Origin of the sequence: Geobacillus zalihae, assembly GCF_030414215.1 — a bacterium.
GTDB lineage: Bacteria > Bacillota > Bacilli > Bacillales > Anoxybacillaceae > Geobacillus > Geobacillus zalihae.
Genome location: NZ_CP129217.1, coordinates 169,108 through 192,992, shown reverse-complemented (window position 1 = coordinate 192,992; position 23,885 = coordinate 169,108). Strand labels below are relative to the sequence as shown.

Here is a 23,885-nt window from a genome sequence, read left to right as displayed (position 1 = left end):
CATGAGGAAAACATGGCTTGCACTGCTGCTGATGTTCGCGCTTGTGCTAAGCGCATGCGGCAACACCAATAACGGAAAAAAAGAGGACAACGCGTCATCTTCCAAAAATGAAAAGGAGACGGTCACCTTCCAATCGGAAAACGGCCCAGTCGAAATTCCCGCCCATCCGAAACGAATTGTCGCTCTATGGGGAGCTCCTTATATCGTGGCGTTTGGAGTGCCGGTGGTCGGAGCGGATGCCTGGTCCAAAGCAAGTCCCGTTCTGCAGGACAAGCTGAAAGATGCCGAAACGGTCAGCGAAGATGATATTGAAAAAATCATTTCATTAAAACCGGACTTAATTGTCGGATTATCGACAACGAAAAATATCGACAAATTGAACAAAATCGCGCCGACGATCACCTTTACATATGAAAAATACAACTACCGCGATTTAATCTTGCAATACGCCAAGCTCGTCAATAAAGAAGACGAAGCAAAAAAATGGATTAAAGACTTCCAACAACGGGCACAGGAAGCTGGAAAGCAAATTCGGGCGAAAATCGGCGAAAACGCGACGGTGACCGTTGCCGAGAATTTCGGCAAACAGCTGTACGTGTATGGACAAAACTGGGGACGCGGCACGGAAATTTTATATCAAGAAATGAAACTGAAAATGCCGAAAGCGGTTGAAGAGCACGCGCTAAAACCAGGGTATTACGCCGTTTCGCTTGAAGCGCTGCCGCAATTTGTCGGCGACTATCTCATCTTCTGCAAGTACACGGAAGGCGACAGCGACACTTCTTTCATGGAAACGAACACATTCAAAAACATCCCTGCGGTGAAAAACGGCCGCATGTTTGTCGCGGATTCAAAAGCATTCTACTTTAACGACCCGATCACACTCGAGTACCAGCTCGATTTCTTTAAAAAGCACTTTTTAGGTCAATGACCTTGACGACGGGGCGTCCAACCATGGATGTCCCGTCTGTTTCGTATACACAACAAGGAGGAGAGAGACGATGGAAGAGATGCAGCGCCGTTTGCCGTTTCGCTACACCTTTCCGCTATCCGTCCTCATCTTGGCCGCCGTTTGGTTCAGCTCCATGGCCATCGGCGTAGCGGACACCACTTGGCGTGATGTATGGCAAGCCCTGTTTTCCGATCAGGAGGGCAAGACGTTTGATCTCATCCGAGAATTGCGCATTCCGCGCGAGACAGCGGCCGCCTTTGTCGGCGCTGGCCTCGCCGTCGCCGGAGCGATCATGCAAGGAATGACGCGCAATCCGCTCGCTGATCCGGGGCTTCTTGGCCTCACGGCGGGAGCGAACGCGGCGCTGGCCGCCACCCTTGCCTTTTTCCCTTCAGCCGGCTATATCGCCATCACCTTCGCTTGCTTGGCCGGTTCTGCTGCAGGGGCGGGGATGGTCTTTGGCATCGGCGCCGCCCGCAAAGGAGGGTTTTCACCGCTTCGCATCGTCTTGGCCGGTTCAGCGGTCTCGGCGCTTTTGTTCGCCATCGCCGAAGGAATTGGGCTTTATTTCCATATTTCCAAAGACGTGTCAATGTGGACGTCAGGCGGAGTCGCTGGTGTCTCCTGGAAACAGCTGACGGTGATGATCCCGCTCGTTCTTATTGGTTTAGGCATCGCCATTGCGTTTTCACGCCAATTGACCATTTTGAGTCTAAGCGAAGATGTGGCTGTCGGGGTTGGGCAGAAAACGTCCGTCGTCAAGGCTTGGTTGTTTTTCGTCGTGTTTTTGTTGACGGGGGCCTCGGTGTCCATTGCCGGCAACATCACCTTTATCGGCCTGATGATTCCCCACCTCGTGAGGGCGATCGCCGGGGCCGATTATCGCTTTGTCATCCCTCTGTCCGCCGCCATTGGCGCTAGCGCCATGGTCATGGCTGACACGGCCGCGCGCACGATTTACGCGCCGTTTGAAACACCGGTAGCCGCCATCATTGCGGTCATCGGCCTGCCCTTTTTCCTATTCGTCGTGCGGAGAAAAGGGAGGGGATGGGAATGAGAACACGCATGACATCGGTGTTAGGATGGCTCGCTTTGCTCATTCTTGCCACGGTTGCAGTGGCGTTGGGCACAGGCGAAGCGCCGCTCTCATACGGCCGCATCATCCCGACGCTGATCGGCAACGGTTCGATGCAAGAAGAGTTCATCTTGTTTTCGCTTCGCTTGCCGCGCATCGTGATCACCTTGCTAGCGGGGATGGCGCTTGCTTTGTCGGGTGCGATTTTGCAAAGCATTACCCGCAATGACTTGGCCGACCCAGGCGTGCTCGGAATCAACGCTGGGGCTGGAGCGGGCGTGGCCTTATTCTTTTTATTTTTCCCGATCGACGCCGGCACCTTTGTGTACGCCATTCCGCTTGTTGCGTTCGTGAGTGGCTTGTTGACGGCCGCCGTCATTTATGCCATTTCCTATAACAGAACAGCAGGACTCCAGCCTGTGTCATTTGTGCTCACAGGCGTCGGGGTGTCGATGGCGCTCTCCGGGCTGATGATCGTGCTCATTTCTTCCACCGACCGGACAAAAGTCGATTTCATTGCCAAATGGCTCGCCGGCAACATCTGGGGGGATGATTGGCCATTTATTTGGGCCGTGCTGCCGTGGCTGGCGGCCGGCGCATTGGCGGCATTGTACCGAGCCAAGAGCCTCAATATTTTACATTTGGGCGACGCCGTCTCAATTGGCGTCGGCGTCCACGTCCGCCGCGAGCGGCTCGTGCTGATGGCAGCGGCCGTCGCCGTCGCTTCCACCGCCGTCTCCGTAACCGGGGGCATCTCCTTTATCGGCTTAATGGCGCCGCATATCGCCAAGTTGATCGTTGGCCCGCGGCATGAGCGTGTCATTCCGGCCTCCATGCTTATTGGCGGATGGTTGCTGCTTGCGGCTGACACGATCGGGCGCAACGTTCTCGCCGAGCCGCTTCCGGCCGGCGTCATCGTCTCCTTGATCGGCGCCCCATATTTCATTTACTTGTTGCTAAAACGCTGACCGATCCGCTTCCGATCAACGGCGGCAGCGGTCATTTTCACAATCAAGGCCGCAAAAAAGGCGCCGGCATCAAGACATCCGGCGTCTTTTCCATAGGCGGACAGCGGCAACGGTGATGATCAGGCCGATGATGACATACACTACCTCGGCATACATTCCAATCACCTCGGACACTTTCCCCCACGACTGGCCAAGCGCTGCGCCGATCGAAACGAGCGCCGTATTCCAAATCAATGTGCCGAGCACGGACAGCCAGACAAACAGTCCGATATTCATCTTCGCCATGCCCGCCGGGATGGAAATCAAGCTGCGCACCAACGGAATCATGCGGCCAAGAAAGACGGCCCATACCCCATAACGGTGAAACGTCCGGTTCGCCTTGGCGATGTCTTCCGGCTTCACCCGCAGCCATCTCCCCCAACGGTCGACGATCCGCTCGAGCCGTTCAACCGACAACAGCCGGCCAATTCCGTACAGCACCAATGCCCCGGCAACCGAACCGGCGGTCGCCGCCGCAATGACGCCGGGCACCGTCAAAGACGTGTACGTCGTCATAAACCCGCCAAACGGCAAAATGACTTCCGACGGAATCGGTGGAAAAATGTTTTCCAGCGCGATGATCAGAAAAATGCCGATATAGCCGAATTGTTCCATTACATTCGTGATCCACGCCTGCATGGCGCCATTCTCTCCCTTCCGCCCGGCTCATTGTATGTATGCATGTCTCTTTCCTCATTAATGTATGTATATGATATGGTAGTACAAAAAAAGATCCTTTGCAAAAAAGAAAAGCAGCTTGCTTTCGCTCTCCCTTCGATATCACCGGCTTCATCGGCGTCCCGCAAACGAAAGGCCGCCCACCCCCAAGCAGATGAGGATGGACGGCGCGCCCCCCTTGCAACAACCCTTCCATGATTATACCCAACCACGATAGCGAGCTGCTTCTGCTGTTTGGCGCAGCCCGATCATGTACGCCGCCATGCGCATATCCACACGGCGCGATTCCGCCAATTCATAGACGCGATGAAACGCGCTCGTCAATTTCTCTTTCAACTTCTCGACGACTTCCTCTTCCGTCCAATAATAGCCTTGGTTGTTTTGCACCCATTCAAAATAGGAAACCGTCACCCCGCCAGCGCTCGCCAGCACATCAGGCACCAATAGCACGCCCCGCTCCGTCAAGATTTTGGTCGCTTCCAGCGTCGTCGGGCCGTTGGCCGCCTCGACCACAATTTTAGCGCGAATATTCGCGGCATTGTCACGCGTAATTTGATTCGCTACCGCGGCCGGAACTAAAATATCACACTCTTTTTCCAGCAGCTCTTGATTGGTGATGACATTCTCAAACAGCGTTGTCACCGTGCCAAAACTGTCGCGGCGATCCAACAAATACGGAATATCCAGTCCGTTCGGGTCATACAACGCGCCATACGCATCGGAAATGCCAATGACGCGAGCTCCAGCTTCATGCAAAAACTTGGCCAAAAAGCTGCCTGCATTGCCGAATCCTTGAATAATGACCCGCGCCCCCTGCAACTCAATTCCCGCTTTTTTCGCTGCTTCTTCGATGCAAATCGTGACACCGAGCGCCGTCGCTTTTTCCCGACCTTGGGAGCCGCCGAGCACAAGCGGCTTGCCAGTGATAAACCCAGGCGAATCAAATTCGCGGATGCGGCTATATTCATCCATCATCCACGCCATAATTTGCGAGTTGGTAAACACGTCCGGCGCCGGGATATCTTTGGATGGCCCCACGATCTGGCTGATCGCCCGCACATAGCCGCGGCTGAGCCGCTCCAGCTCACCCATCGACATGTTCCGCGGGTCGCAGACGATGCCACCTTTGCCGCCGCCATACGGCAAACCGACAATTCCGGCTTTGATCGTCATCCACATCGACAGCGCCTTCACTTCTTCCTCGGTGACATCCGGATGAAAACGAATGCCTCCCTTGGTCGGCCCTACGGCATCGCTATGCTGGGCGCGGTAGCCGGTAAACACTTTCACCGTTCCGTCATCCATACGGACGGGAATGCGTACGGTAAGGACGCGCAATGGTTCTTTGAGCAGCTCATACATCTCCTCACCGTAGCCAAGTTTGGCCAGCGCCGCTTTGATCACACGCTGGGTGGAGAGAAACATATTTTCTTCCATCGTCTCATTCGCCTCTTTGACTCGATTTATGGACGGGACAAGACATTCGCAATCCGTTCAAACGCCCAATCCAATTCCTCTTTCGTAATGATGAGCGGCGGTGCGAAACGAATGACCGTCTCATGCGTTTCCTTGCAAAGCAATCCTTGCTCTTTCAGCGCCTCACAGTACGGACGCGCCGGCACATGCAGCTCGACGCCGATAAATAAGCCGCGGCCGCGGATTTCTTTCATATCGGCGTTTCGGATTTGTTTTAGTTTCGAAAGGAAGTATTCGCCAAGCTCAAGCGACCGCTCCGCCAGCCGCTCTTCTTCGATCACCTCAAGCGCCGCGATCGACACCGCGCAGGCGAGCGGATTGCCGCCAAACGTCGATCCGTGCGAGCCGGGTTCAAACACCGACAAAATGTCGCGGTTGGCGACGACGCACGAAATCGGGAACACCCCGCCGCCCAATGCTTTCCCTAAAATATACATATCCGGCACAACCTCTTCCCAGTCGCAGGCAAATAACTTTCCAGTCCGTCCCAAACCTGTTTGAATTTCATCCGCGATGAACAACACGTTGTGTTCTTTGCACACGTCATAAGCCGCTTTTAAAAAGCCTTGCGGTGGGATGCGGATGCCGGCTTCTCCTTGGATCGGTTCGACAAGAAACGCCGCCGTATTCGGTGTAATCGCCGCTTTCAACGCTTCGATGTCGCCGTACGGGATGATTTTCACCCCGGGCAAAAGCGGCCCAAACCCGCGTTTATAAGCCGGTTCGGACGACAACGACACCGCGGCGAGCGTCCGGCCGTGGAAATTGCCTTCACAAACGATGATTTCCGCCTGATTGTCCGGAACGCCTTTGACGTCATACGACCAGCGGCGCGCCGCCTTGAGCGCCGTTTCCACCGCCTCGGCGCCGGTGTTCATCGGCAGCACCATGTCCTTTTTCGTCAGCTGGCACACTTTTTCATACCACGGGCCAAGCTGGTCGTTATGGAAGGCGCGCGATGTGAGCGTGACGCGATCAGCTTGCCGCTTTAACGCCTCCACAATTTTCGGATGCCGATGTCCTTGGTTGACGGCCGAATAAGCGCTTAACATGTCCATATAACGGTTGCCCTCTGGATCTTTCACCCATACCCCTTCCGCTTCGGAAATGACGATCGGCAATGGATGATAATTTCGCGCTCCATATCGTTCCGTTTGTTCGATCAGCTGTTCGGACTTCGTAGCCATCATCAACCGCTCCTTTCCTTATCTGCGTTTCTTCGCTATAAAAGGGCGGACGCCGCCGCCCTTTTTTTGGTTTAAAACATTTCCGACACCGTTTTCGCTTGCATATGGAGAATCAAATAGTCCGGACCGCCCGCTTTCGAGTCGGTGCCTGACATGTTAAAGCCGCCAAACGGCTGATACCCGACGATCGCCCCTGTGCAGCCGCGGTTGAAGTACAAATTGCCAACATGGAACTCGTGCCGCGCTTTTTCGAGATTCGCCCGATTGCGCGAAATGACGGCTCCTGTCAGACCGTATTCGGTGTTGTTCGCAATCTCAAGCGCATGGTCAAAGTCGCGCGCTTTGGCAAACGCCACGACCGGTCCGAAAATTTCCTCCTGCATGATGCGCGCGTTCGGGTCGACATCCGCAAACACGGTCGGCTGGATGAAGAACCCTTTCGAATCGTCTCCTTCCCCGCCGGTCATGAGACGGCCTTCTTGTTTGCCGATTTCGATGTACTCCATAATTTTGTTGTACGCCCCTTGGTCGATGACCGGGCCCATAAACGTCGCTTGCTCCGCCGGATCGCCGACGTTGAGCTGCTTCGTCAGCTCGACGACGCGGTTTAGCACTTGGTCGTAGACATCTTGAACCACGATCGCGCGCGAGCACGCTGAGCATTTTTGCCCCGAGAATCCAAACGCCGATGCGACAATCGATTGCGCCGCCAGTTCGAGGTCCGCTTCTTTATCGACGACGATGGCGTCTTTGCCTCCCATTTCCGCGATGACGCGCTTCAGCCAAATTTGCCCCGGATGCACTTTCGCTGCCCGCTCATAAATGCGGATGCCGACATCGCGCGATCCGGTGAAGCTGATAAATCGTGTACGCGGATGGTCGACGAGATAATCTCCGACTTCAGCCCCGCTGCCCGGAATATAGTTCAACACACCAGCCGGAAGCCCCGCTTCTTCCAACACTTCCACAAATTTATACGCCACGACCGGCGTCGCGCTCGCCGGTTTCAACAGCACCGTATTGCCGGTCACAAGCGAAGCAACGGTTGTTCCCGCCATAATGGCAAACGGGAAGTTCCACGGCGAAATGACAACCCCGACGCCAAGCGGAATGTAGAAGAACCGGTTCGTTTCCCCCGGACGGCTCTCAACCGGAATACCGTCTTTCAACTTCAACATTTGCCGGCCGTAATATTCCATAAAGTCGATCGCTTCCGCGGTATCGGCGTCCGCTTCACGCCACGGTTTGCCCGCTTCTTTCACCAGCCAAGCGGAAAACTCGTGCTTGCGCCGGCGCACGATCGCCGCCGCCCGGAACAAAATATCGGCCCGCGCTTCCGGGCTCGTCCGGCTCCATGTACGGAACGCCTCATCAGCGGTTTTCATCGCCCGCTCCGCCAGCTCTTTGTTCGCTTTCGCCACCCGGCCGACCACTTCCGTTTTGTTCGCCGGATTGATCGAAATGATTTTGTCTTCCGTCATCACCCGCTCGCCGCCGATCACAAGCGGATAATCGCGCCCAAGCTCCGATTCCACTTTTTTGAGCGCCGCTAAAAACGCTTCACGGTTTGCTTCTACGGTAAAGTCGGTGAGCGGTTCGTGTCTGTACGGCTGCACCATTTCGTCATCCTCCTTTTAAAGGCAAAAAAATTTTTCGTTATAAAACGGTTTCATAGTTATATTATGCAAATGATTATGGCTTTTTTCAATTGTTTTTACTTGGCGGCCTTGAGCTCCCCTTTTTCTGCGGCTAGGGGCTGAACCCGTTTTTTCGCCACAAGGTGGTAGTACCCGTAGCAAGCGAGCAAAAACGGAATGCCGCAGTAAAGAGCGATCCGTTGATCTGGAATAAACGCCAGTCCGATGATCGTCGCCATATTCAGCGCAAACGCCGCGAGCGGCACGAACGGATACAACGGCGTCCGGTATTTCAGATCGCGCACATCGCCGCCTTCGCGCAAAAACGCTTTCCGGCCGAAATAGCTTGACAGCGCGATGGAAGCCCACACCGTGACGGCGCCAAAACCGGCGATCGCCGTCAGCCAGACGTACACCGTATCTTCCGCATACACGCTGCACAACAGAGACAAGCAGCCGATGGCAATGCTGGCAATAAGCGCATTGATGGGCACGCCGCGTTTCGATAGCTTGCTGAAAAACGGACTGACCATGCCTTGGCGCGACATCGACCAGAGGACGCGCGATGTCGCATATAAGCCCGAGTTGGCCACCGACAGCACCGCCGTAATGATGACAAAATTCATGATATCGGCTGCATACGGAATGCCAATGTTGTCAAACACCTCAACAAACGGGCTTTCCACAACGCCGGCTTTCTCCCACGGAAACAAGCCAGCCAGCACAAAAATGGCCAAAATAAAGAAGATCAAAATGCGCCATACGGTGTTGCGCAACGCAACCGGCACTGTTTTTTCCGGCTCGCGGCTTTCCCCTGCCGCCACGCCGACCAATTCCGTCCCTTGGAACGAAAAGTTCACCAGGATCATCGTCGTAAAAATCGCCCAAAACCCGTTTGGAAACAATCCGCCATGATCAGTAAAATTCGAGAAAAACGGAGCGGGCTGCCCATTTTTCATCTGGATGACGCCAAACATCGCCGCCAGACCAAGAACAATAAACGCGATCACCGTCAGCACCTTGATGCTCGAAAACCAAAACTCCACCTCGCCAAATCCTTTGACAGACAACGCATTGATCAAAAACAAGAGCAAAGCGAAGACGGCGCAAAACACCCACGTCGGCACATCGGGAAACCATCGTTTCATGAGGATGCTGACGGTGAGAAGCTCGATGCCGACTGTCACCGACCAGTTCAGCCATGACAGCCAGCCGATGCAATACCCTACCGCCGGCGAGATGAATTTTGTCGCATACGTCTGATACGACCCGGCATCAGGAATGCGGACGGCCAATTCTCCCAACGAAAGCATGGTCAAATACATGACCAATCCGCCAAAAAGATACGCAACGACAGCCCCGCCTGGCCCCGCCTCATGAATCGTATAGCCCGATCCTAAAAACAAACCGGTGCCGATCACCCCGCCAAGCGCAATCATAAACAAATGCCTGCTTTTTAGCTCTCGTCTCAGTTCTTGCACGGGTTGCATCCGAAAACTCTCCCCTCTCTATGATCGATTTCGCAACCGCTTACATTTTTATCAAACAAACAGAACCCCCTTTTATGCAAAATTATTTTTCAATTTTTCGTGTATCACAACTTTATTATGAAGTTGTTTTTTTCTATTTTCAATATATTTAGCAAAAATTTTTTTCACATCTTTCTTTCCCTTCCCGTCTCCCATCCACCTTATGCTATAATACAAAAAAGAGAGGTGCTGATCGTGAACCGGGATATGGAAACGCTTTTATCGATGTATGAGCAAATTCTCGAACTGATCGACCTTGGCGTCCATGCCGTCGATCAACATGGGAAAACCGTCATTTACAACCGGAAAATGCGGGACATCGAGGGTATGAACATCGAGGACGTGCTCGATAAAAATATTTTGGACGTCTTCCGCTTCAACCCGGAGCAGCCGAGCACATTGCTTGAAGCGCTGCGCACCGGTGAAAGCATTCTGAACAAGCAGCAAACGTATTTCAATAATAAAGGACAAGCCGTGACAACGGTCAATCAAACACACCCGCTGCAAAAAGACGGGCGCATCATCGGCGCCGTGGAAATCGCCAAAGACATCACCAAATTCCGCAAGCTGATCCAAGAGCACCACCAACGCGGTGAAGCCGGTCGCACGTTTGCCGACGTCATTGGCCAAAGCGAAGCCATGCAAAAGGCCATCCGCCTTGCTCGTCATGCCGCCCGCTCCGAAGCGTCCGTGCTGCTCATTGGGGAGAAAGGGACAGGAAAAGACTTGCTCGCTTCCTGCATTCACCATGAAAGCGAACGGCGAGCGAAGCCGTTTTTTGCGCAAACGTGTTTGTCGCTTCCGGACGATTGGATGGAAACGATGCTGTTTGGCAGCGAAGAAGACGGCGAGATCCAGCCCGGCTTGTTTGAACAAGCGGACGGCGGCACTGTGCTGCTTGACGATATTGACTCGTTAAGCCTGCCGCTTCAACAAAAACTTGCCCGTTTCCTGCAAGAAAAACAGTTTGTCCGCGCCCATGGCCAAAAACCGGTTCGTGCGGACGTTCGCCTTATCGCCTCGACAAGCGGCGACCCGATTGACGCGGTCCAAAACGGGGAATTGCTCAAATCGCTTTACTACCAAATTGCCGTCCACTGCATCGTCCTGCCGCCGTTGCGCGAACGGAAAGAGGACATTTTGCCGCTCGCTATCCATTTCATCCGTCAAGGCAACGAGCGCTATGGCCTACATGTCGAAGGACTCGGCGATGACGTGCAAGAGGCGTTTCTTGCTTACAGCTGGCCCGGCAACGTGCGCGAGCTTGAGGCCGTCATGTTGGAAACGATGGCGACGATGGAACAAGAACAAACCATCACCCTCGCCCATCTGCCTGCCCCTTTTCGAGCCAAGCTGGCGCCCGACGAAACGAAAACGGACTTTTTATTTGATACGGAAGACATTTTGCCTCTTGACAAATACATGGAAGAAGTCGAAATTTACTACATCCGCAAGGCGCTGCAGCATCACGGCTTCAACATCACAAAAACGGCCAAAGCGCTTGGTTTGAGCCGACAAAACTTGCAATACCGCATCCGCAAGTACCAGATTGATAAGGAATGGGGATAAGCTGCAGTTGGCGATCGTACGGCCAAAAGGACAGGGGAGGTCGCTGTGGATGATCGACGCTCATCTTCATCTCGACCAGTACACGGACATCGATGAACAAATCAACCGTTGGCAAGAAGCGGGCATCATCGGCGTCGTCGCCGTCTCCACCGATTTGCGCTCAAGCCACCGAACGCTCGAGTTGAAACAGCGATTCCCTTCCTTCATCTACGCCGCCATCGGTTTTCATCCAGAGCAACCGCTGCCAAGCGAAAGTGATTGGAACGAATGGACAGAGCTTGTCAAGCAAGAGCGGCCGCTGCTCGCCGCCATCGGCGAAGTCGGGCTGCCATACTATTCAGCGGAAGCATGCGCCAAGCTGCCCGCGTATCAAGAACGATTAACCGAAATCGCGGCCATCGCCGCGGATGCCTCCTTGCCGCTCGTTCTTCACGCCGTCTACGACCGCGCCGAAACCGCCTTGGCCATCTTGCAGCAAGCTGGCGTCCGACAAGCCCATTTCCACTGGCTGAAGGCCGAGCCTGCCGTGGTCAAACAAATCGTCCAATGCGGCTACTACATCTCCGTCACGCCGGAAGTGTGCTACCGCGAGCGCGACAAGCAGCTGTTATCCCTCGTTCCCATCGAGCAGCTGCTCCTTGAAACGGATGGCCCATGGCCGTTTGCAGGCCCGTTTGCCGGAAAACTGACGACCCCGTTATGGCTGTTGGACTCCGCGCGAGCCGTGGCGGCACACTATGGCCGAGATATCGAACAAGTCAAAGCCGTCATCACTGCGAACACGAAACAGCTTTACGGTGCGGCCGACCGTGTAGTATGATGAAACCAATTCCAAATCCATACCGAAATGAGGGGAAATGATGGATCATCATGAGCGAGTGCGCCAACAGCTGATCAAAAGCGTTTCCGGGCTGTCGGACGAACAGCTGAACACCCGGGCGGCGGACGGAAGTTGGACGATTGCCCAAGTGCTCGAACACCTGTACTTAATCGAAACATCGATCGCAGCCATGATCGCCCATACAGTAAAGCATGGCGAGAGCCAGCCGGTTGAGGAAAAACCGATCCACTTGACCGTTGACCGTTCCAAAAAAGTGGAGGCGCCTGATTTCGCCCGCCCGAGCGACCGCTTTTTCACTCGACACGAACTGGAAGAAAAATTGCATCAATCGCGGCAGCGGTTGCGCCAAATCACGGAGCAAGCCAATCCGGCTGACTTGGAAGCCAAATCGTTCCCGCATCCCATTTTTGGGCCACTGAATTTGAAGCAATGGGTGGAATTTGTCGGCTACCATGAACAGCGCCACCTCGCGCAAATTGAAGAAATCAAGGCACAGCTTCCGTGAGGAGCGGGCGGCTCATCAAGGAAAAAGCCGAGCAACGACCAGCCAAATCCCGCCCTGCTCGGCTTACAACGATTTTCCATCTTCATGCGAACGCTCCACTGCCCCTGTCACAGCAATTGTTTTCACTTGCTTTAACGTCGCCACGATGAGAAAACTGACAATAACGAGCAAACACCATGAACTCACCTTCCCAAGATGAACAAGGCTCCACGCCTTCGCCTGGTTTGGATATTGCCAAGCGCCAAAAAAGGTGGCGATGTTTTCCGCGATCCAGATGAAAAACCCGATCAGCAAAAACGACAAAACAAGCGGCATCCGGTAGCGGATTCCCCCGACCTCATACGTCACCCATGACCGCCAAAAGACAAGCATGACGAGGCTTGAGAGCCACCAACGAACGTCCACCCAATAATGGTGGGTGAAAAAATTCAAGTAAATCGCCGAAGCGAGAGGAACGACCATCCAAAACGGCGGCCATTGCACCAACTCCACCTTCAGCCTTCGCCACGCCTGGCAAAGATAGCTGGCGACGCTCGCATACATAAAGCCGCTGTACAAGGGCACGCCAAAGATTTTCGTATACCCCTCTTCCGGATACGACCACGAACCCATGCGCACTTTAAACAGCTCGAGCGCAAGTCCAATGACGTGGAACAAGGTGATCACTTTGAGTTCATCCCGCGTTTCCATCCCTGACCGCACCATCCACCATTGCATGAGCAGGCAAATAACAAGCAACCAATCATACCGCGGCAACAGCGGAAGCGGCGCGAGCTTCGTCAGCGCCAATGAGGCAAAAATGACAACCGGAAACACGCAAGATTGCGCCTGCGCCCAACCGAAGCGAACAAGCTGCACAAACGCTTTGATCAGCCGCGACGTTCTGCCAAACTGGCGCACCCGGACGATCATGAGGCCAAACGGTGGAGATTCGTCCACCGCTAGCTCTTGCTTTTCCCCTTTCAAGCCGTCCCCTCCCTGCTCACGGATTTGACTCCCCTTCATCACTTCGATACTCCAAAATGTCCCCGGGCTGGCAATCGAGCGCCTTGCAAATGGCTTCGAGCGTCGAGAAACGGATCGCCTTCGCCTTCCCGTTTTTCAAGATCGACAAATTCGCCATCGTGATCCCGACTCTCTCCGACAGCTCGGTGACGCTCATCTTCCGCTTCGCCAACATGACATCAAGATTCACGATAATCGGCATGCCATCCACCTCAAATGGTCAACTCATTTTCTTGTTTGATTTCAATCGCCTGCTGCAGCAGCTTTTGCAACACCGCGGCGAACACAGCGATGACAAGCGACGCAAACGGCACAATCAGACCGACGAAGATGACTCCCGGAGCATCGTCTTTCTCGGCGAACAAGTAAAACAGCGGCAAGACAAGCAAATGCAGCCCGCTGATGGCGACGGCGCAATGTTTGATCGTCTTTAACGCTTTCACCGACGCCTCGGAAAACGCGTCGTTTCGGTCAATATACACTAACAACCGGAACGCCTGATACAAAGCGAAGTAGAACGGCAGCGCGGACGCCTCAAACACAAGATAAACAAAATACTTGATCCAAGGGAACGTTGGCACCAGCTTGACAGCCACCTTCGCAAGCGCAGGAACCAAAAATAGGCACAATGCCAAAACCGGAAGGCCGATCAACACTAAAGACGCCTTCAAAAACAACGTTTCCCGTTTCATCGAAACACCTCACTGACTCGTTTTCGACTTTATTGTAATGAATGTCTTATCGTTTATCAATAAATAATTGTTGATTTAAATTAAATTTTTTCTGCAAAACAGCAAAAAGAAAAGACGTCCCCACACGGTAACGCCCGACCATACCTATTGAGACAACAGGCACACCGTATTCACTTCCACGCCGCCCATTACCAATCGATTCGCTTTCCATCCCGGAAAAAGCCGCCGTTCGGCCCGTCAGGCCTGATTCTGCTATTTAACCGCACTCCCCCCAATTACTCGTTTTTCATCGACAGCCCGTGCTTTCGCGGAAATCATAATAGGATACCCTCCTTCAATCCATAAATTTCATCAACACCTGTCTATCATTATAAAAGAAAGAGGGCACTTTCAATGGTTAGATCAAGACAATTCGTTGATTATTCAACAAATTGTATGAAATTATCGATGATCGATTCGATGTTTTCTTTTCCAACATCGTCATCCTCGCAAAGGAACAAACCCTACCAAAGATTCCCGATCATGAAGTCATATCGAAAACAACATCCGCCCGTTTAATCGGCTCTTCGGTTTCCAAATAATAGTCTTCTGCTTTCCAATACCGGTTGATGAACTTTTGGATGTTTTGTTTCACTTGATCGTTTTCACGGGCAAAGCGAATCTCCCGCGGACAATCCAAATAGACGACGAAATCAAAAAACGGCCTCCATTCTTTCCTTTGCAGAAAAACACCTTCAATCATGATCATGTCCGAATCAGAGAGATAAACCGTTCGCTTGGAGTGCGTATCGGTCTCATGATCATAAAACGGGAGGGTCAGCTGGTGGGATGCTTTGAGTTGACGGAACAACTGATGCGTTAGCCACTCCACATCCCACTGTAAATAATAATATTCAAACCATTCCTCGTTTCCCGTATGATAACGTTTGGCTCGCTCGACAATATGATCATCCATGTGAAAAACGCACACGGAGATGCCTTGCTCCCGCAACGTTTGACTCAGCTGATTGGCGAATGTCGTTTTGCCCGATCGGCTTAGCCCATCAATCCCGAGGACCAATCGGCCCGCTGTTTTGATCGCCAAAATGGTCTTGCATAAGAAGTCGATGCGATCACGCAACCCCATCCCCCCTCATGTATTTTTCGGATAGCCTATCTATAAAGGACCAATTCAAAATCGCCCTGCTGCGGCGGAAAAGAAGCGGTTTTTCCCGATGAACTCCGCTGTTTTTTCCGCTGCTTCCGTTTTCCTTTTCCAGCGATCACTTGCTCTAACCCTTTTCCCATTAATTTAAAGGCAAAAATGGCAACGATAAAGGCAACACACGGCCCGACAACAATCCATTGGTCAAGCATCATTTCCCGATAGGAAAGACCGATCAAGCCGGACCATTCGTTCGAAAGGGAGAGCGCCACCTTCTCCGGAGGGCCCAACCCATCGGAATCATATATAACTTTTACGCCTCCTAGCAATATTTGAAACGCCCCGAGATGCACAAGCAGCAAGAGCGACTGCACCGTCTGCTGGGTAAACAGCAAAAACAGCCGCGGCCGCATATACGGGAGAACGTGCTTGCGGATGAGCCAAACGTGATCAGCTCCCATCAGCCGGGAAGAAACGACAAATTCATTTTGCAAAAAGACAGCGATATCATTGCCGATGACCAGCATTAACGGCGGAAGCGCAACAGCCGCAAGCACCAATAGTTGTTTGATCAACACTCCCATTCCAGCTCCTTGCTCCTCCAATGGAATGAAAGCAAAAAAGAGCATCGTTAAAAAGATCGCCGGCACAAACCGAAAGGCGCGGACGATGGACTCGGCAATAAACCGAAATTTCTGCAAATAAAAAGCATACACGATTCCGCCGACCGTCCCAAACACAAGCCGCAGCAAACTGACCGCCAATGCGGTGACAATCGTATATTTCGCCCCATCGATGACTTTCCAAAACACGTCTTCACCTTGGCGATCGACGCCAAACGGGTGGGCCCAGCTCGGCGGGTATGGAGGAACGTCAACGAGCCGCCCAGCCTCATTGTAGATCTGCTTCGGCGGCTGGGGAATGATGTCTTTCAGCCAATAAGAATAGAAAAAACTGGCCAGCAATAGACCAGCCGCGATGATAAACCCTGCCGCAAAATACACGTTGCGGAATGCGCGCATCACGCCACCCCCCTCTCGATTCCCGTCAAATAAGCAATCACTCGTTTCCCGGCCACATCAATGAGGTAAAATGGCAAAAACAGCATGGCAAGACCGATAGCCACTACTTCCGGCGTATGGAGCTGCTCATACAAAAACCGGAACAATCCGTGCATATTAAACAAATATTCCGCCACTAACAAGTTCGACAGCATAAACCAAAACAAATATTGGACGTTAGAAAACACGGTGATCAGCGCGTTGCGGAACATATGGCGCCATAGCACTGCCGTTTTTGACAATCCTTTCGCTAGCGCATATTCGACGTATGGCTTGTCTTTTTCCTCCGTAAACGCAAGAAATGTCATTTGGAACAGCAGAATGGAAGGCAAAATGGAAATCATGACAATCGGCAGCACGTATACATTGTCAAAACCGGCAACAGGATTGACAATAAGCAAATCTGTCTTTTTAAACACCCAGATGACAAACAGTTGCGTAGAAAAAATAAAAATAACATCGGGGATCGACTCAAGAAAAAACGCGATGCCTTTAACCATTTTTTGCAGCGGACGCGGAAGCAAAAAGCAGATGTAGGCTCCCGTAACGGCTATAAGGAAGGAAACAGCCAGCGCCCCCCATAAAATAACAAGGGAATAGGCATACGGCTCCATCATCGTTGAGAGCAGGGGAGCATTGTGCCATTGCGAGAGCGAAACCGTTATATCACGAATAGAAAAAAAGCTCCAAAACAGCTGCTGAAATTGCTGCCAAAATACCGTGATCATTTGCGGGCTCGGGAACAAGGAATAGCTTTGCGCAAACGCGATAATCGCCATAATCGTGAAAATGGTAAGCAACAAATCCGCCAGCACCGTCAAGGCGAGCTTCCATTTCTTCATAAGGCCGATCCCTCCCTCAGAGCACAGGCAAACGATTGCTACATGTTCCTTTCATCTGTAAGCTGCCAGTGCTTGCATGTTAATAAGATGGTGGCGGTGGAGGCAATGTTTCTGCTAACATGGATTGCTGTCCTCCCATTCCATCGCCTATTTTCAAGATGCGGTCATACATTTTAATTCCTACATAGGTTTGTCCGTCTGTTTGATATTCTACCCTGCCCGACGAGTCTTTTTTGATAAGCTCTCCCTTTTCGCCATACTTCTCTTTTACGTGCTTCGGCTGCAATTCTGGCAAAAACATCACATCCAGCTCATATTCCTTAGCTCGCTCCGGTCTTTTCGCGCTCCATGAATAACTTCCGTCTTCCCCAACGTTTACTTTTTCCTCGAGTACCTGTTTGCCCCCCTCGATTTCTTTCATCACAATTTGCACGACGGCGCCTTTTGGCAAATTGCTGTTTCCGTTTAGCACCACTAGGTCACCGATCGTTTTGACCGCACCACCTAATTTTACCGTTTGCTCCACTTTCGGTTTGGCACAGCCAACTAGCACCAATAGCAACAACAACGTAAGGACCACCGTCATTCGGATATCCTTCATAAAAACCCTCCTTATATGTATGTATAAGCATCTTTTAAAAAGAAAAATAGTATACGATGTGAAATATTAGGTTAACCATTTCGTTCAAATGAATCTGATAATCTTTATCCGACGATAAACAAGGCTTCCAAAAATGATTCGGAAAATTCTTTAATATTTACGCCCAACCATCACTATTGCTTTTTTGTTGTTTCTTAAGTTCAACCATGATATGACCAGCTTTGGTATATTTCTAACAATGGTAAATCATTATGATTCTCGGTTTTGTGATGAAATGTACAGTGTCTGGCGAAATGGCCTCTCTTTTAGAAGTATGATGTCAAAGGATTGTTGTTGAAAAACTAGTTTTTCCATTCACTCTTGGAGACAATGGGGGATCTGCATCACTAATTGGTTACCTTCGTGTCTTTTTAGGTGGTTGCTCTGAAATCTTCCATCAATTAACATAAGACTTAGTTCTTTAGGATTTTTCATCCCTGTACTAATCTCGATTTCTTCTGACTGATTTATCACATATAAATAAGGTGTACTATGAACTTTAGATGTATGAAAGAGGTATGCAACTTTGATATATATTATTGATTCATTGATGTTTTCTAAAACAAGCTGATCATTATTCCTTTTATCGTTGTTTATTAACATAATTTTAAACGTTAGTTCGATTGCTAAAGATGAAGCAAGCTTTTTCCGCCTGCTTCATCTCATCCATACAGTGGTTTCTATATCCGTTCCTTTCGCAACCGCTTATAACAGGCTTGTACGTTAGGAGTACCCCAATCACCCTCCGTAATAAAATCCGGTTTCCTTCAGTGTCAGCGGATCTCCTTCCCGATGCACACCGGCATTGATGACTTCGCCTACATAAATATAGTGATCGCCTTTTTCTACTTTTTCGACAACTTTGCACTCAAAGAAGCTGAGCGCATCTTTAAAAATCGGACATCCTGTTTCTTCGGTATAGAATTCGTACCCTGCCAGCTTATTTCCTTCCGGTTCTAAAGATTTAAAGAAAGCGGTGACCATATCCTTCTGGCCTGTTTCCAAAATATTGACGCTAAATACGCCACCTTTGGCAATTTGCTCTTGGGAACGGGTGCCTACTTTCACTGCAACCGCTACCAATGGAGGATTAAAAGACGTTTGTGTCAGCCAGTTTCCCGCAAAAGCATTGGCAGTACCGTTTTCATCTTTTGTGCCGACAATGTATAAACCGTATGTAATTCCACGTAAAGCCGTTTTTTTCGCCTTGGCATCCATGTATGGAACTCCTCCTTCCGTAAAAATCGTGTTTTTCAGTTGTGTAGATGTTCTTATTTTCCATTTTATCCAAGCTAATTATATCTGTCTAGCTTTTCATTTTTAAGAAACATAGGGAGATTTCACAACTTACAATACAGCGGACGAACACAAGTTTTCAAGAAAACGAAAGATGGCATAATCCTTTATTGAAAAAGTGGATGGAAGAATACCCCTTAAAAAAAAAGTGGGTGTCCCAAAAGTAGAAAATGGGACACCCTCATTTTAAAGAGTCCAGTATACAACTTTTTTGTCACTTAACCGGATTGACCCCCTAAATTTGGACACATCCTATCTTAATTTTAGGTTATTCTCAAAATTTCTCGTTTTTTCTTGGCAAGAAGACAAAATCCTCTTGCCTTATACGCGAACTTCTTTGATGATTAACGATTCCGTTTGCGCTTTTTTGTAAAATTCACGCGGTGGAAGATCGAGAATACTCGAATGAATCCTTCGCTCGTTATAAAATTTCATGTACTCCATCACGGCTTGATAAGCTTCTTCATAGCTGTCAAACGCCATTCTTCCTAGACATTCCTCCTCCAGTAAACGATGAAACGCTTCAATATGTGCATTCATATTCGGCGTCCGTGGTGGAATCCGTTCATGTTCGATTCCAAATCGCTCACAGGCAGCTTCAAAGGCATGAGAAATAAATTGCGGGCCGTTGTCTGTCCGAATCACAGGTTTATTTGCCTGTTCAAATTGCTGACGCTTGAATAACGCTCTTTGAAGCGTCTTTACGGCATCGCTTGCTGAACAACTCAACCCAATATGGTAATCAATTACCGAACGGTCATACACATCGATGAGCGACAAAACAAAGAAAAAGCGTTCTTCTCCTTCGATATATCCGTATTTCACGTCCATTTCCCATAACTGATTCGAGCCTGTAATAATGCGATTTCGAGCGAGTTTCTTCGGATATGGAATCCGTTTCTCTCGCTGCGGACGTAGTAAGTCCATCGCTTTACACAATCGATATACTTTTTTCTTACTGATCACAAGCTGATGGTCTCTTCTTAACTGAATGGTCAGCTTGCGATATCCGTAGGCAAATCCTTCTCCCATCACAAGCTCAGAGAGCCATTCTTGGATTTGTTCGTCTGACACTTTTTCGCCAGTTGCCGTTAGAGAGTAGCCGGGTGTTGGACGTCCCCCACCTACTGTTTTCTTCTCGACTTTTCCGTTCTGCTGATAATAGTTAAGTCCATATAATTGTGTAAAAAGGGAAATAGAAAAAGAGCCATGTTGCTTCCCCTTTGGTAGAATAAACAGTGGACCAAAAACACCAAACATAAGGAGGAATGCAACCATGGCTCAATATCATATTACCCTAAATGATGAACTTTTGCACGGGTTATTCACCAGAGATGAGGGATTAGCTAAGCTATTGGAACAAGTCCTGAATCAAATCCTCGAGGCCCAAGTAGAAGAACAGCTGGGGGCTCGCCGTTATGAACGGACGGAAGAACGAAAAGGCTATCGAAACGGTTCGTATCCACGCCAGCTGACGACCCGGGTGGGACGGTTGACCTTGCGCGTTCCACGGACAAGAGATGGAGAGTTCTCTACGGAACTGTTCCAACGGTATCAACGGAGCGAACAAGCTCTGGTACTGGCACTCATGGAAATGGTGGTAAACGGGGTGTCTACCCGAAAAATCACTCAAATCACGGAGGAATTATGCGGCACTTCGTTTTCCAAATCCACGGTTTCCTCGCTGTGCAAGGGGCTGGATCCGATTATCCAAGACTGGAATCACCGTTCCCTTCATGAACACGTGTATCCGTTTGTGCTAGTAGATGCTATTTATACGAAAGTCCGGGAGGATGGACGAGTACGCTCCAGAGCCGTGTTGATCGCTACAGGAGTGAATGAGGAAGGATATCGGGAAATTCTTGGCCTGCAAATCGGAAACAGTGAATCGGAGTCCAGCTGGAGCGAGTTCTTCGGATGGCTGAAAGACCGGGGACTCCGGGGAGTGGACTTGATCATCTCGGATCAGCACGGTGGGCTGGTGCAAGCCATTGAAAAGCATTTCCAAGGCGCTACATGGCAGCGATGCCAGACACATTTTATTCGCAATATCCTCGATGCCGCACCAAAGTATATGCAGGATGCCTTGCTCGAGGAGATTCGTGGGATTCTTCATGCCCCAAACAAGCATACGGCCCGACTGTTATTGGAACAAGTGCTGGCCAAATGGGAAGAAAAAGCCCCAAAAGCCATGCAAATCCTCGAAGAGGGATTCGAAGACGCCACCGCCGTATTGGACTATCCGGACCGTTATCGGCGGCGTCTGCGTACGACAAACGGAGTGGAACGGCTGAACGAAGAAATTCGCCGCAGAGAACGGGTCATCCGCATCTTTCCGAACCGGGAATCGGTGTATCGCCTCGTAGGCGCCGTGTTGACCGAAATGGACGAAAAATGGATATCGGGACGCAAATACCTGGATATGTCCGACTATTGGCAGTGGCGGAAAACGAAAGAGCAAGAAGCTCGATCGGTGAATCAGGAAGTTTCGGAGATGAAAAGAGTAGGGTAACCCCTTCGCTGTGTCAAGGAGAACGTGGAATACCGGAGCGAAGCGAGGATATGCCGCGAAAGCTCCTTGACACGCCTGTTCCTTGACAACATGATCATTAGTCCGGGAAGGCGACCGGCAGGGAGACTTGCCGGACTTACCTGCCATACGTCAGGTCATCAGGTCCATGTTGTCTATCAAAGGGGAATTTACACAATAATTTGGACTTGACCTCACTTGTCAGGTGCAAAACAGTAAAACGCAGGTTGAGTCACAGATAAAATCGCACAATTTTCACAATGAATTCACAGTATAATTCAAATCAATAAAAGAGCTTGAAAAACGTTACAAGAAAACGTTCCAATCTCTTTTATATTTAATGTAGGTTATTCAACAAAGCACCCGTTAGCCAACCATGAAGCGAGCTTCATCACAGATGATGGAAGTTAATTCTTTCTTCCATGGGAGTCAACCATGCCGCATCTATGTGGCACCAGCAATGATGAAAATACTGATTTTTTGTATAATTTAGTAAAAAAACATTGCAATCATTCTACCGTGTGATTATAATAAATAAAAAAATTCCATATATCTTTGTGATGATGAAGAATAGTAGGCATGGCGGACACTTCAGAGAGCTGATGGTTGGTGCAAATCAGTGTGGAAACCATGTTGAATGGGCTTCGGAGCAACCAGACCGAAATTTAGAGTAGGTTTTGGCGGAGAGTCTCACCGTTAAAAGAGACAAGGTATCGAAACGTAATTTATGTTTCCGTACCCTAAAAGTGCGTTTGTTGTTTTACAAACGAACAAAGGTGGCACCGCGGCTTTCCGTCCTTTGGCAAGTGGATGGAAAGCCTTTTTATTTAGTTGTCTAAAAGGAGTGATTAGTCATGGAAGACGGCTGGTGGACGTTTTTTTCAATTCAAAGCATTAAAACTACAACAAAATGGAGGGATTTCGATGAATAGGGGAATATTAGTATCAGGAATAAGACCTACAGGAGAATTACATTTGGGTAACTACTATGGTGCAATGAAGAATATCCTTGAATTACAGGAAAAGTACAATTCATACTTTTTTATCAGTGATATTCATTCACTAACTACTCACCCTAAACCAGATGATTTAACGAGAAATGTTTTGGAAATTGCTAAAGATTATTTGGCAGCAGGGCTCGATCCAAATAAATCTACATTTTATGTCCAATCCTCGATTGCAGAGGAAATATGTGAATTGCATACTTATTTAAGCATGGTAATGCCATTAGGGGATTTATTACGTTGTCCGACATTTAAGGAAAAAGCAAAAAAACAACCTGATAATGTCAATTATGGATTAGTAGGTTATCCAGTTTTGATGGCAGCAGACATTCTTATACACAAAGGAAAATTTGTGCCCGTCGGCGAAGATCAATTGGTTCATTTGGAAATAGCAAGGACCATTGTACGTAGATTTAACCAACTCTATGGAGATATTTTTCCTGAACCAAGACCGATTGTGGAAAATGCTGTTCGTATTCCTTCTCTTTCAGGGAAAGGGAAAATGAGTAAATCCGATAACGCCGACAGTTATATTAGTATGAAAGATGACAATAAAACCATTCAACGAAAAGTAAAGAAGGCATATTCTGACCCTACTCGTATCTATAAACATCAAGCAGGTAACCCTTCAAAAGAAGGGTGCAACGTTTATCATTTGCACACTTACTTTACTGAAAAGGAAACGTTAGAAAAGATTCAGCTCCAATGCAGTAATGCGACGATAGGGTGCGTACAATGTAAATCCATTCTATCCGATTCGATCAATTCCATCGTTGGACCGTTCAGAGAAAAAAGAAAAAAATTGTCAGATAGTGATGTATATGATGTTTTAGAACACGGGAAAATGAAAGCGAAAGAGTCATCACAAAAAGTGATCAGTGAAGTTAGAAAGGCAATTGGATTAAGGATGTTTTAAGTGATTTAATAAGGTGTATCGAATAGTGATACACCTTTTTCTTCATCAATTTATTAACGGTTTATTATGACTAACTGCTTCGTTAGCCAACCATGAAACGAACTTCACCACAGATGATGGAAGTTCATTCGTTCTTCCCAGGGAGACAACCATGCCGCATCTATGCGGCATCATCAGAATAATGAAAAATTCATTTTCAGGATAGACCTCCATGTCGTGCTTACGGCACTAGCAAATGATGAAAATACTACCCGAGTTCGACAGTCACTAGGCAAACAAAATGCCTCTCGCCCCTTGAT

At 49.8% G+C, this 23,885-nt stretch carries 22 protein-coding genes and 1 other annotated feature; of the genes, 8 read left to right on the top strand and 14 right to left on the bottom strand.

What is annotated here, in order from left to right; all coding sequences use genetic code 11:
- Position 1 precedes the first annotated feature (1 nt).
- From QWV57_RS01055 to QWV57_RS01045, 3 genes are all read left to right on the top strand, one after another.
- Positions 2-931, top strand: coding sequence for an iron-hydroxamate ABC transporter substrate-binding protein (locus QWV57_RS01055; protein ID WP_020754694.1), 930 nt, complete (start codon positions 2-4; stop codon positions 929-931).
- 70 nt (positions 932-1,001) lie between these two features.
- Positions 1,002-2,009, top strand: a complete 1,008-nt coding sequence (locus tag QWV57_RS01050; protein ID WP_301100187.1) for a FecCD family ABC transporter permease — start codon at positions 1,002-1,004, stop codon at positions 2,007-2,009.
- On the top strand, positions 2,006-2,995 hold the full coding sequence (locus QWV57_RS01045; protein WP_033005315.1) for a FecCD family ABC transporter permease: 990 nt from the start codon (positions 2,006-2,008) through the stop codon (positions 2,993-2,995). The genes QWV57_RS01050 and QWV57_RS01045 overlap by 4 nt, the downstream gene beginning before the upstream one ends.
- A 69-nt stretch (positions 2,996-3,064) precedes the next feature.
- Here the strand turns inward: QWV57_RS01045 and QWV57_RS01040 are convergent, their stop codons facing one another.
- The 5 genes from QWV57_RS01040 to QWV57_RS01020 form a co-directional block, all read right to left on the bottom strand.
- Positions 3,065-3,673 carry a DedA family protein gene (locus QWV57_RS01040; RefSeq protein WP_020754691.1) on the bottom strand — a complete coding sequence of 203 codons (609 nt, stop codon included), beginning with the start codon at positions 3,671-3,673 and terminating at the stop codon, positions 3,065-3,067.
- A 237-nt stretch (positions 3,674-3,910) separates the two neighbouring features.
- On the bottom strand, positions 3,911-5,149 hold the full coding sequence (locus QWV57_RS01035; protein WP_013144008.1) for a Glu/Leu/Phe/Val family dehydrogenase: 1,239 nt from the start codon (positions 5,147-5,149) through the stop codon (positions 3,911-3,913).
- A 26-nt stretch (positions 5,150-5,175) separates the two neighbouring features.
- Positions 5,176-6,375 (bottom strand): ornithine--oxo-acid transaminase, encoded by a 1,200-nt coding sequence (locus QWV57_RS01030; protein WP_301100186.1) that lies wholly within the window; start codon positions 6,373-6,375, stop codon positions 5,176-5,178.
- A 71-nt stretch (positions 6,376-6,446) separates the two neighbouring features.
- Positions 6,447-7,994 carry an L-glutamate gamma-semialdehyde dehydrogenase gene (gene pruA / locus QWV57_RS01025; protein WP_060788405.1) on the bottom strand — a complete coding sequence of 516 codons (1,548 nt, stop codon included), beginning with the start codon at positions 7,992-7,994 and terminating at the stop codon, positions 6,447-6,449.
- Between the two features lie 95 nt (positions 7,995-8,089).
- Positions 8,090-9,502 carry an amino acid permease gene (locus QWV57_RS01020; RefSeq protein ID WP_060788406.1) on the bottom strand — a complete coding sequence of 471 codons (1,413 nt, stop codon included), beginning with the start codon at positions 9,500-9,502 and terminating at the stop codon, positions 8,090-8,092.
- Between the two features lie 234 nt (positions 9,503-9,736).
- On the opposite strand from QWV57_RS01020, the gene QWV57_RS01015 reads away from it, so the two are divergent.
- From QWV57_RS01015 to QWV57_RS01005, 3 genes are read left to right on the top strand one after another with little or no spacing between them, the layout of a single operon-like run.
- Complete coding sequence (locus tag QWV57_RS01015) at positions 9,737-11,110, top strand: sigma-54 interaction domain-containing protein (RefSeq protein ID WP_301100185.1); 1,374 nt, start codon at positions 9,737-9,739, stop codon at positions 11,108-11,110.
- A 49-nt stretch (positions 11,111-11,159) separates the two neighbouring features.
- The gene (locus QWV57_RS01010; RefSeq protein WP_063193560.1) at positions 11,160-11,930 is read left to right on the top strand and encodes a TatD family hydrolase; all 771 of its coding nucleotides are present in this window, start codon (positions 11,160-11,162) and stop codon (positions 11,928-11,930) included.
- A gap of 40 nt (positions 11,931-11,970) precedes the next feature.
- Positions 11,971-12,456, top strand: a complete 486-nt coding sequence (locus QWV57_RS01005) for a DinB family protein (protein WP_301100184.1) — start codon at positions 11,971-11,973, stop codon at positions 12,454-12,456.
- A gap of 63 nt (positions 12,457-12,519) precedes the next feature.
- Here the strand turns inward: QWV57_RS01005 and QWV57_RS01000 are convergent, their stop codons facing one another.
- The 9 genes from QWV57_RS01000 to QWV57_RS00960 form a co-directional block, all read right to left on the bottom strand.
- Positions 12,520-13,422 (bottom strand): DUF817 domain-containing protein, encoded by a 903-nt coding sequence (locus QWV57_RS01000; RefSeq protein ID WP_174520681.1) that lies wholly within the window; start codon positions 13,420-13,422, stop codon positions 12,520-12,522.
- 16 nt (positions 13,423-13,438) lie between these two features.
- Positions 13,439-13,663, bottom strand: a complete 225-nt coding sequence (locus QWV57_RS00995; protein ID WP_013144000.1) for a helix-turn-helix domain-containing protein — start codon at positions 13,661-13,663, stop codon at positions 13,439-13,441.
- Between the two features lie 10 nt (positions 13,664-13,673).
- The gene (locus tag QWV57_RS00990; RefSeq protein WP_011229691.1) at positions 13,674-14,153 is read right to left on the bottom strand and encodes a DUF2975 domain-containing protein; all 480 of its coding nucleotides are present in this window, start codon (positions 14,151-14,153) and stop codon (positions 13,674-13,676) included.
- A gap of 520 nt (positions 14,154-14,673) precedes the next feature.
- A complete protein-coding gene (locus QWV57_RS00985; protein ID WP_240432104.1) occupies positions 14,674-15,279 on the bottom strand; it encodes a kinase in 606 nt (201 codons plus the stop codon).
- 26 nt (positions 15,280-15,305) lie between these two features.
- Complete coding sequence (locus tag QWV57_RS00980; RefSeq protein ID WP_060788409.1) at positions 15,306-16,319, bottom strand: ABC transporter permease; 1,014 nt, start codon at positions 16,317-16,319, stop codon at positions 15,306-15,308.
- On the bottom strand, positions 16,319-17,200 hold the full coding sequence (locus QWV57_RS00975; RefSeq protein ID WP_060788410.1) for an ABC transporter permease subunit: 882 nt from the start codon (positions 17,198-17,200) through the stop codon (positions 16,319-16,321). Before QWV57_RS00975 ends, QWV57_RS00980 begins: the two co-directional genes overlap by 1 nt.
- A 79-nt stretch (positions 17,201-17,279) precedes the next feature.
- Positions 17,280-17,801, bottom strand: a complete 522-nt coding sequence (locus QWV57_RS00970; protein WP_047817667.1) for a hypothetical protein — start codon at positions 17,799-17,801, stop codon at positions 17,280-17,282.
- 777 nt (positions 17,802-18,578) lie between these two features.
- The gene (locus tag QWV57_RS00965) at positions 18,579-19,058 is read right to left on the bottom strand and encodes a flavin reductase family protein (protein ID WP_129447503.1); all 480 of its coding nucleotides are present in this window, start codon (positions 19,056-19,058) and stop codon (positions 18,579-18,581) included.
- 399 nt (positions 19,059-19,457) lie between these two features.
- On the bottom strand, positions 19,458-20,414 hold the full coding sequence (locus QWV57_RS00960; protein WP_119877699.1) for an IS3 family transposase: 957 nt from the start codon (positions 20,412-20,414) through the stop codon (positions 19,458-19,460).
- On the opposite strand from QWV57_RS00960, the gene QWV57_RS00955 reads away from it, so the two are divergent.
- Positions 20,413-21,648, top strand: a complete 1,236-nt coding sequence (locus QWV57_RS00955) for an IS256 family transposase (protein ID WP_301100183.1) — start codon at positions 20,413-20,415, stop codon at positions 21,646-21,648. The two genes, QWV57_RS00960 and QWV57_RS00955, sit on opposite strands and share 2 nt — an antisense overlap.
- Before the next feature lie 569 nt (positions 21,649-22,217).
- Positions 22,218-22,469: a binding site (T-box leader), on the top strand.
- A 172-nt stretch (positions 22,470-22,641) separates the two neighbouring features.
- Entirely contained in the window at positions 22,642-23,586 is a 945-nt protein-coding gene (gene trpS, locus QWV57_RS00950) for a tryptophan--tRNA ligase (RefSeq protein ID WP_240432106.1), read from the top strand.
- Positions 23,587-23,885: the final 299 nt, after the last annotated feature.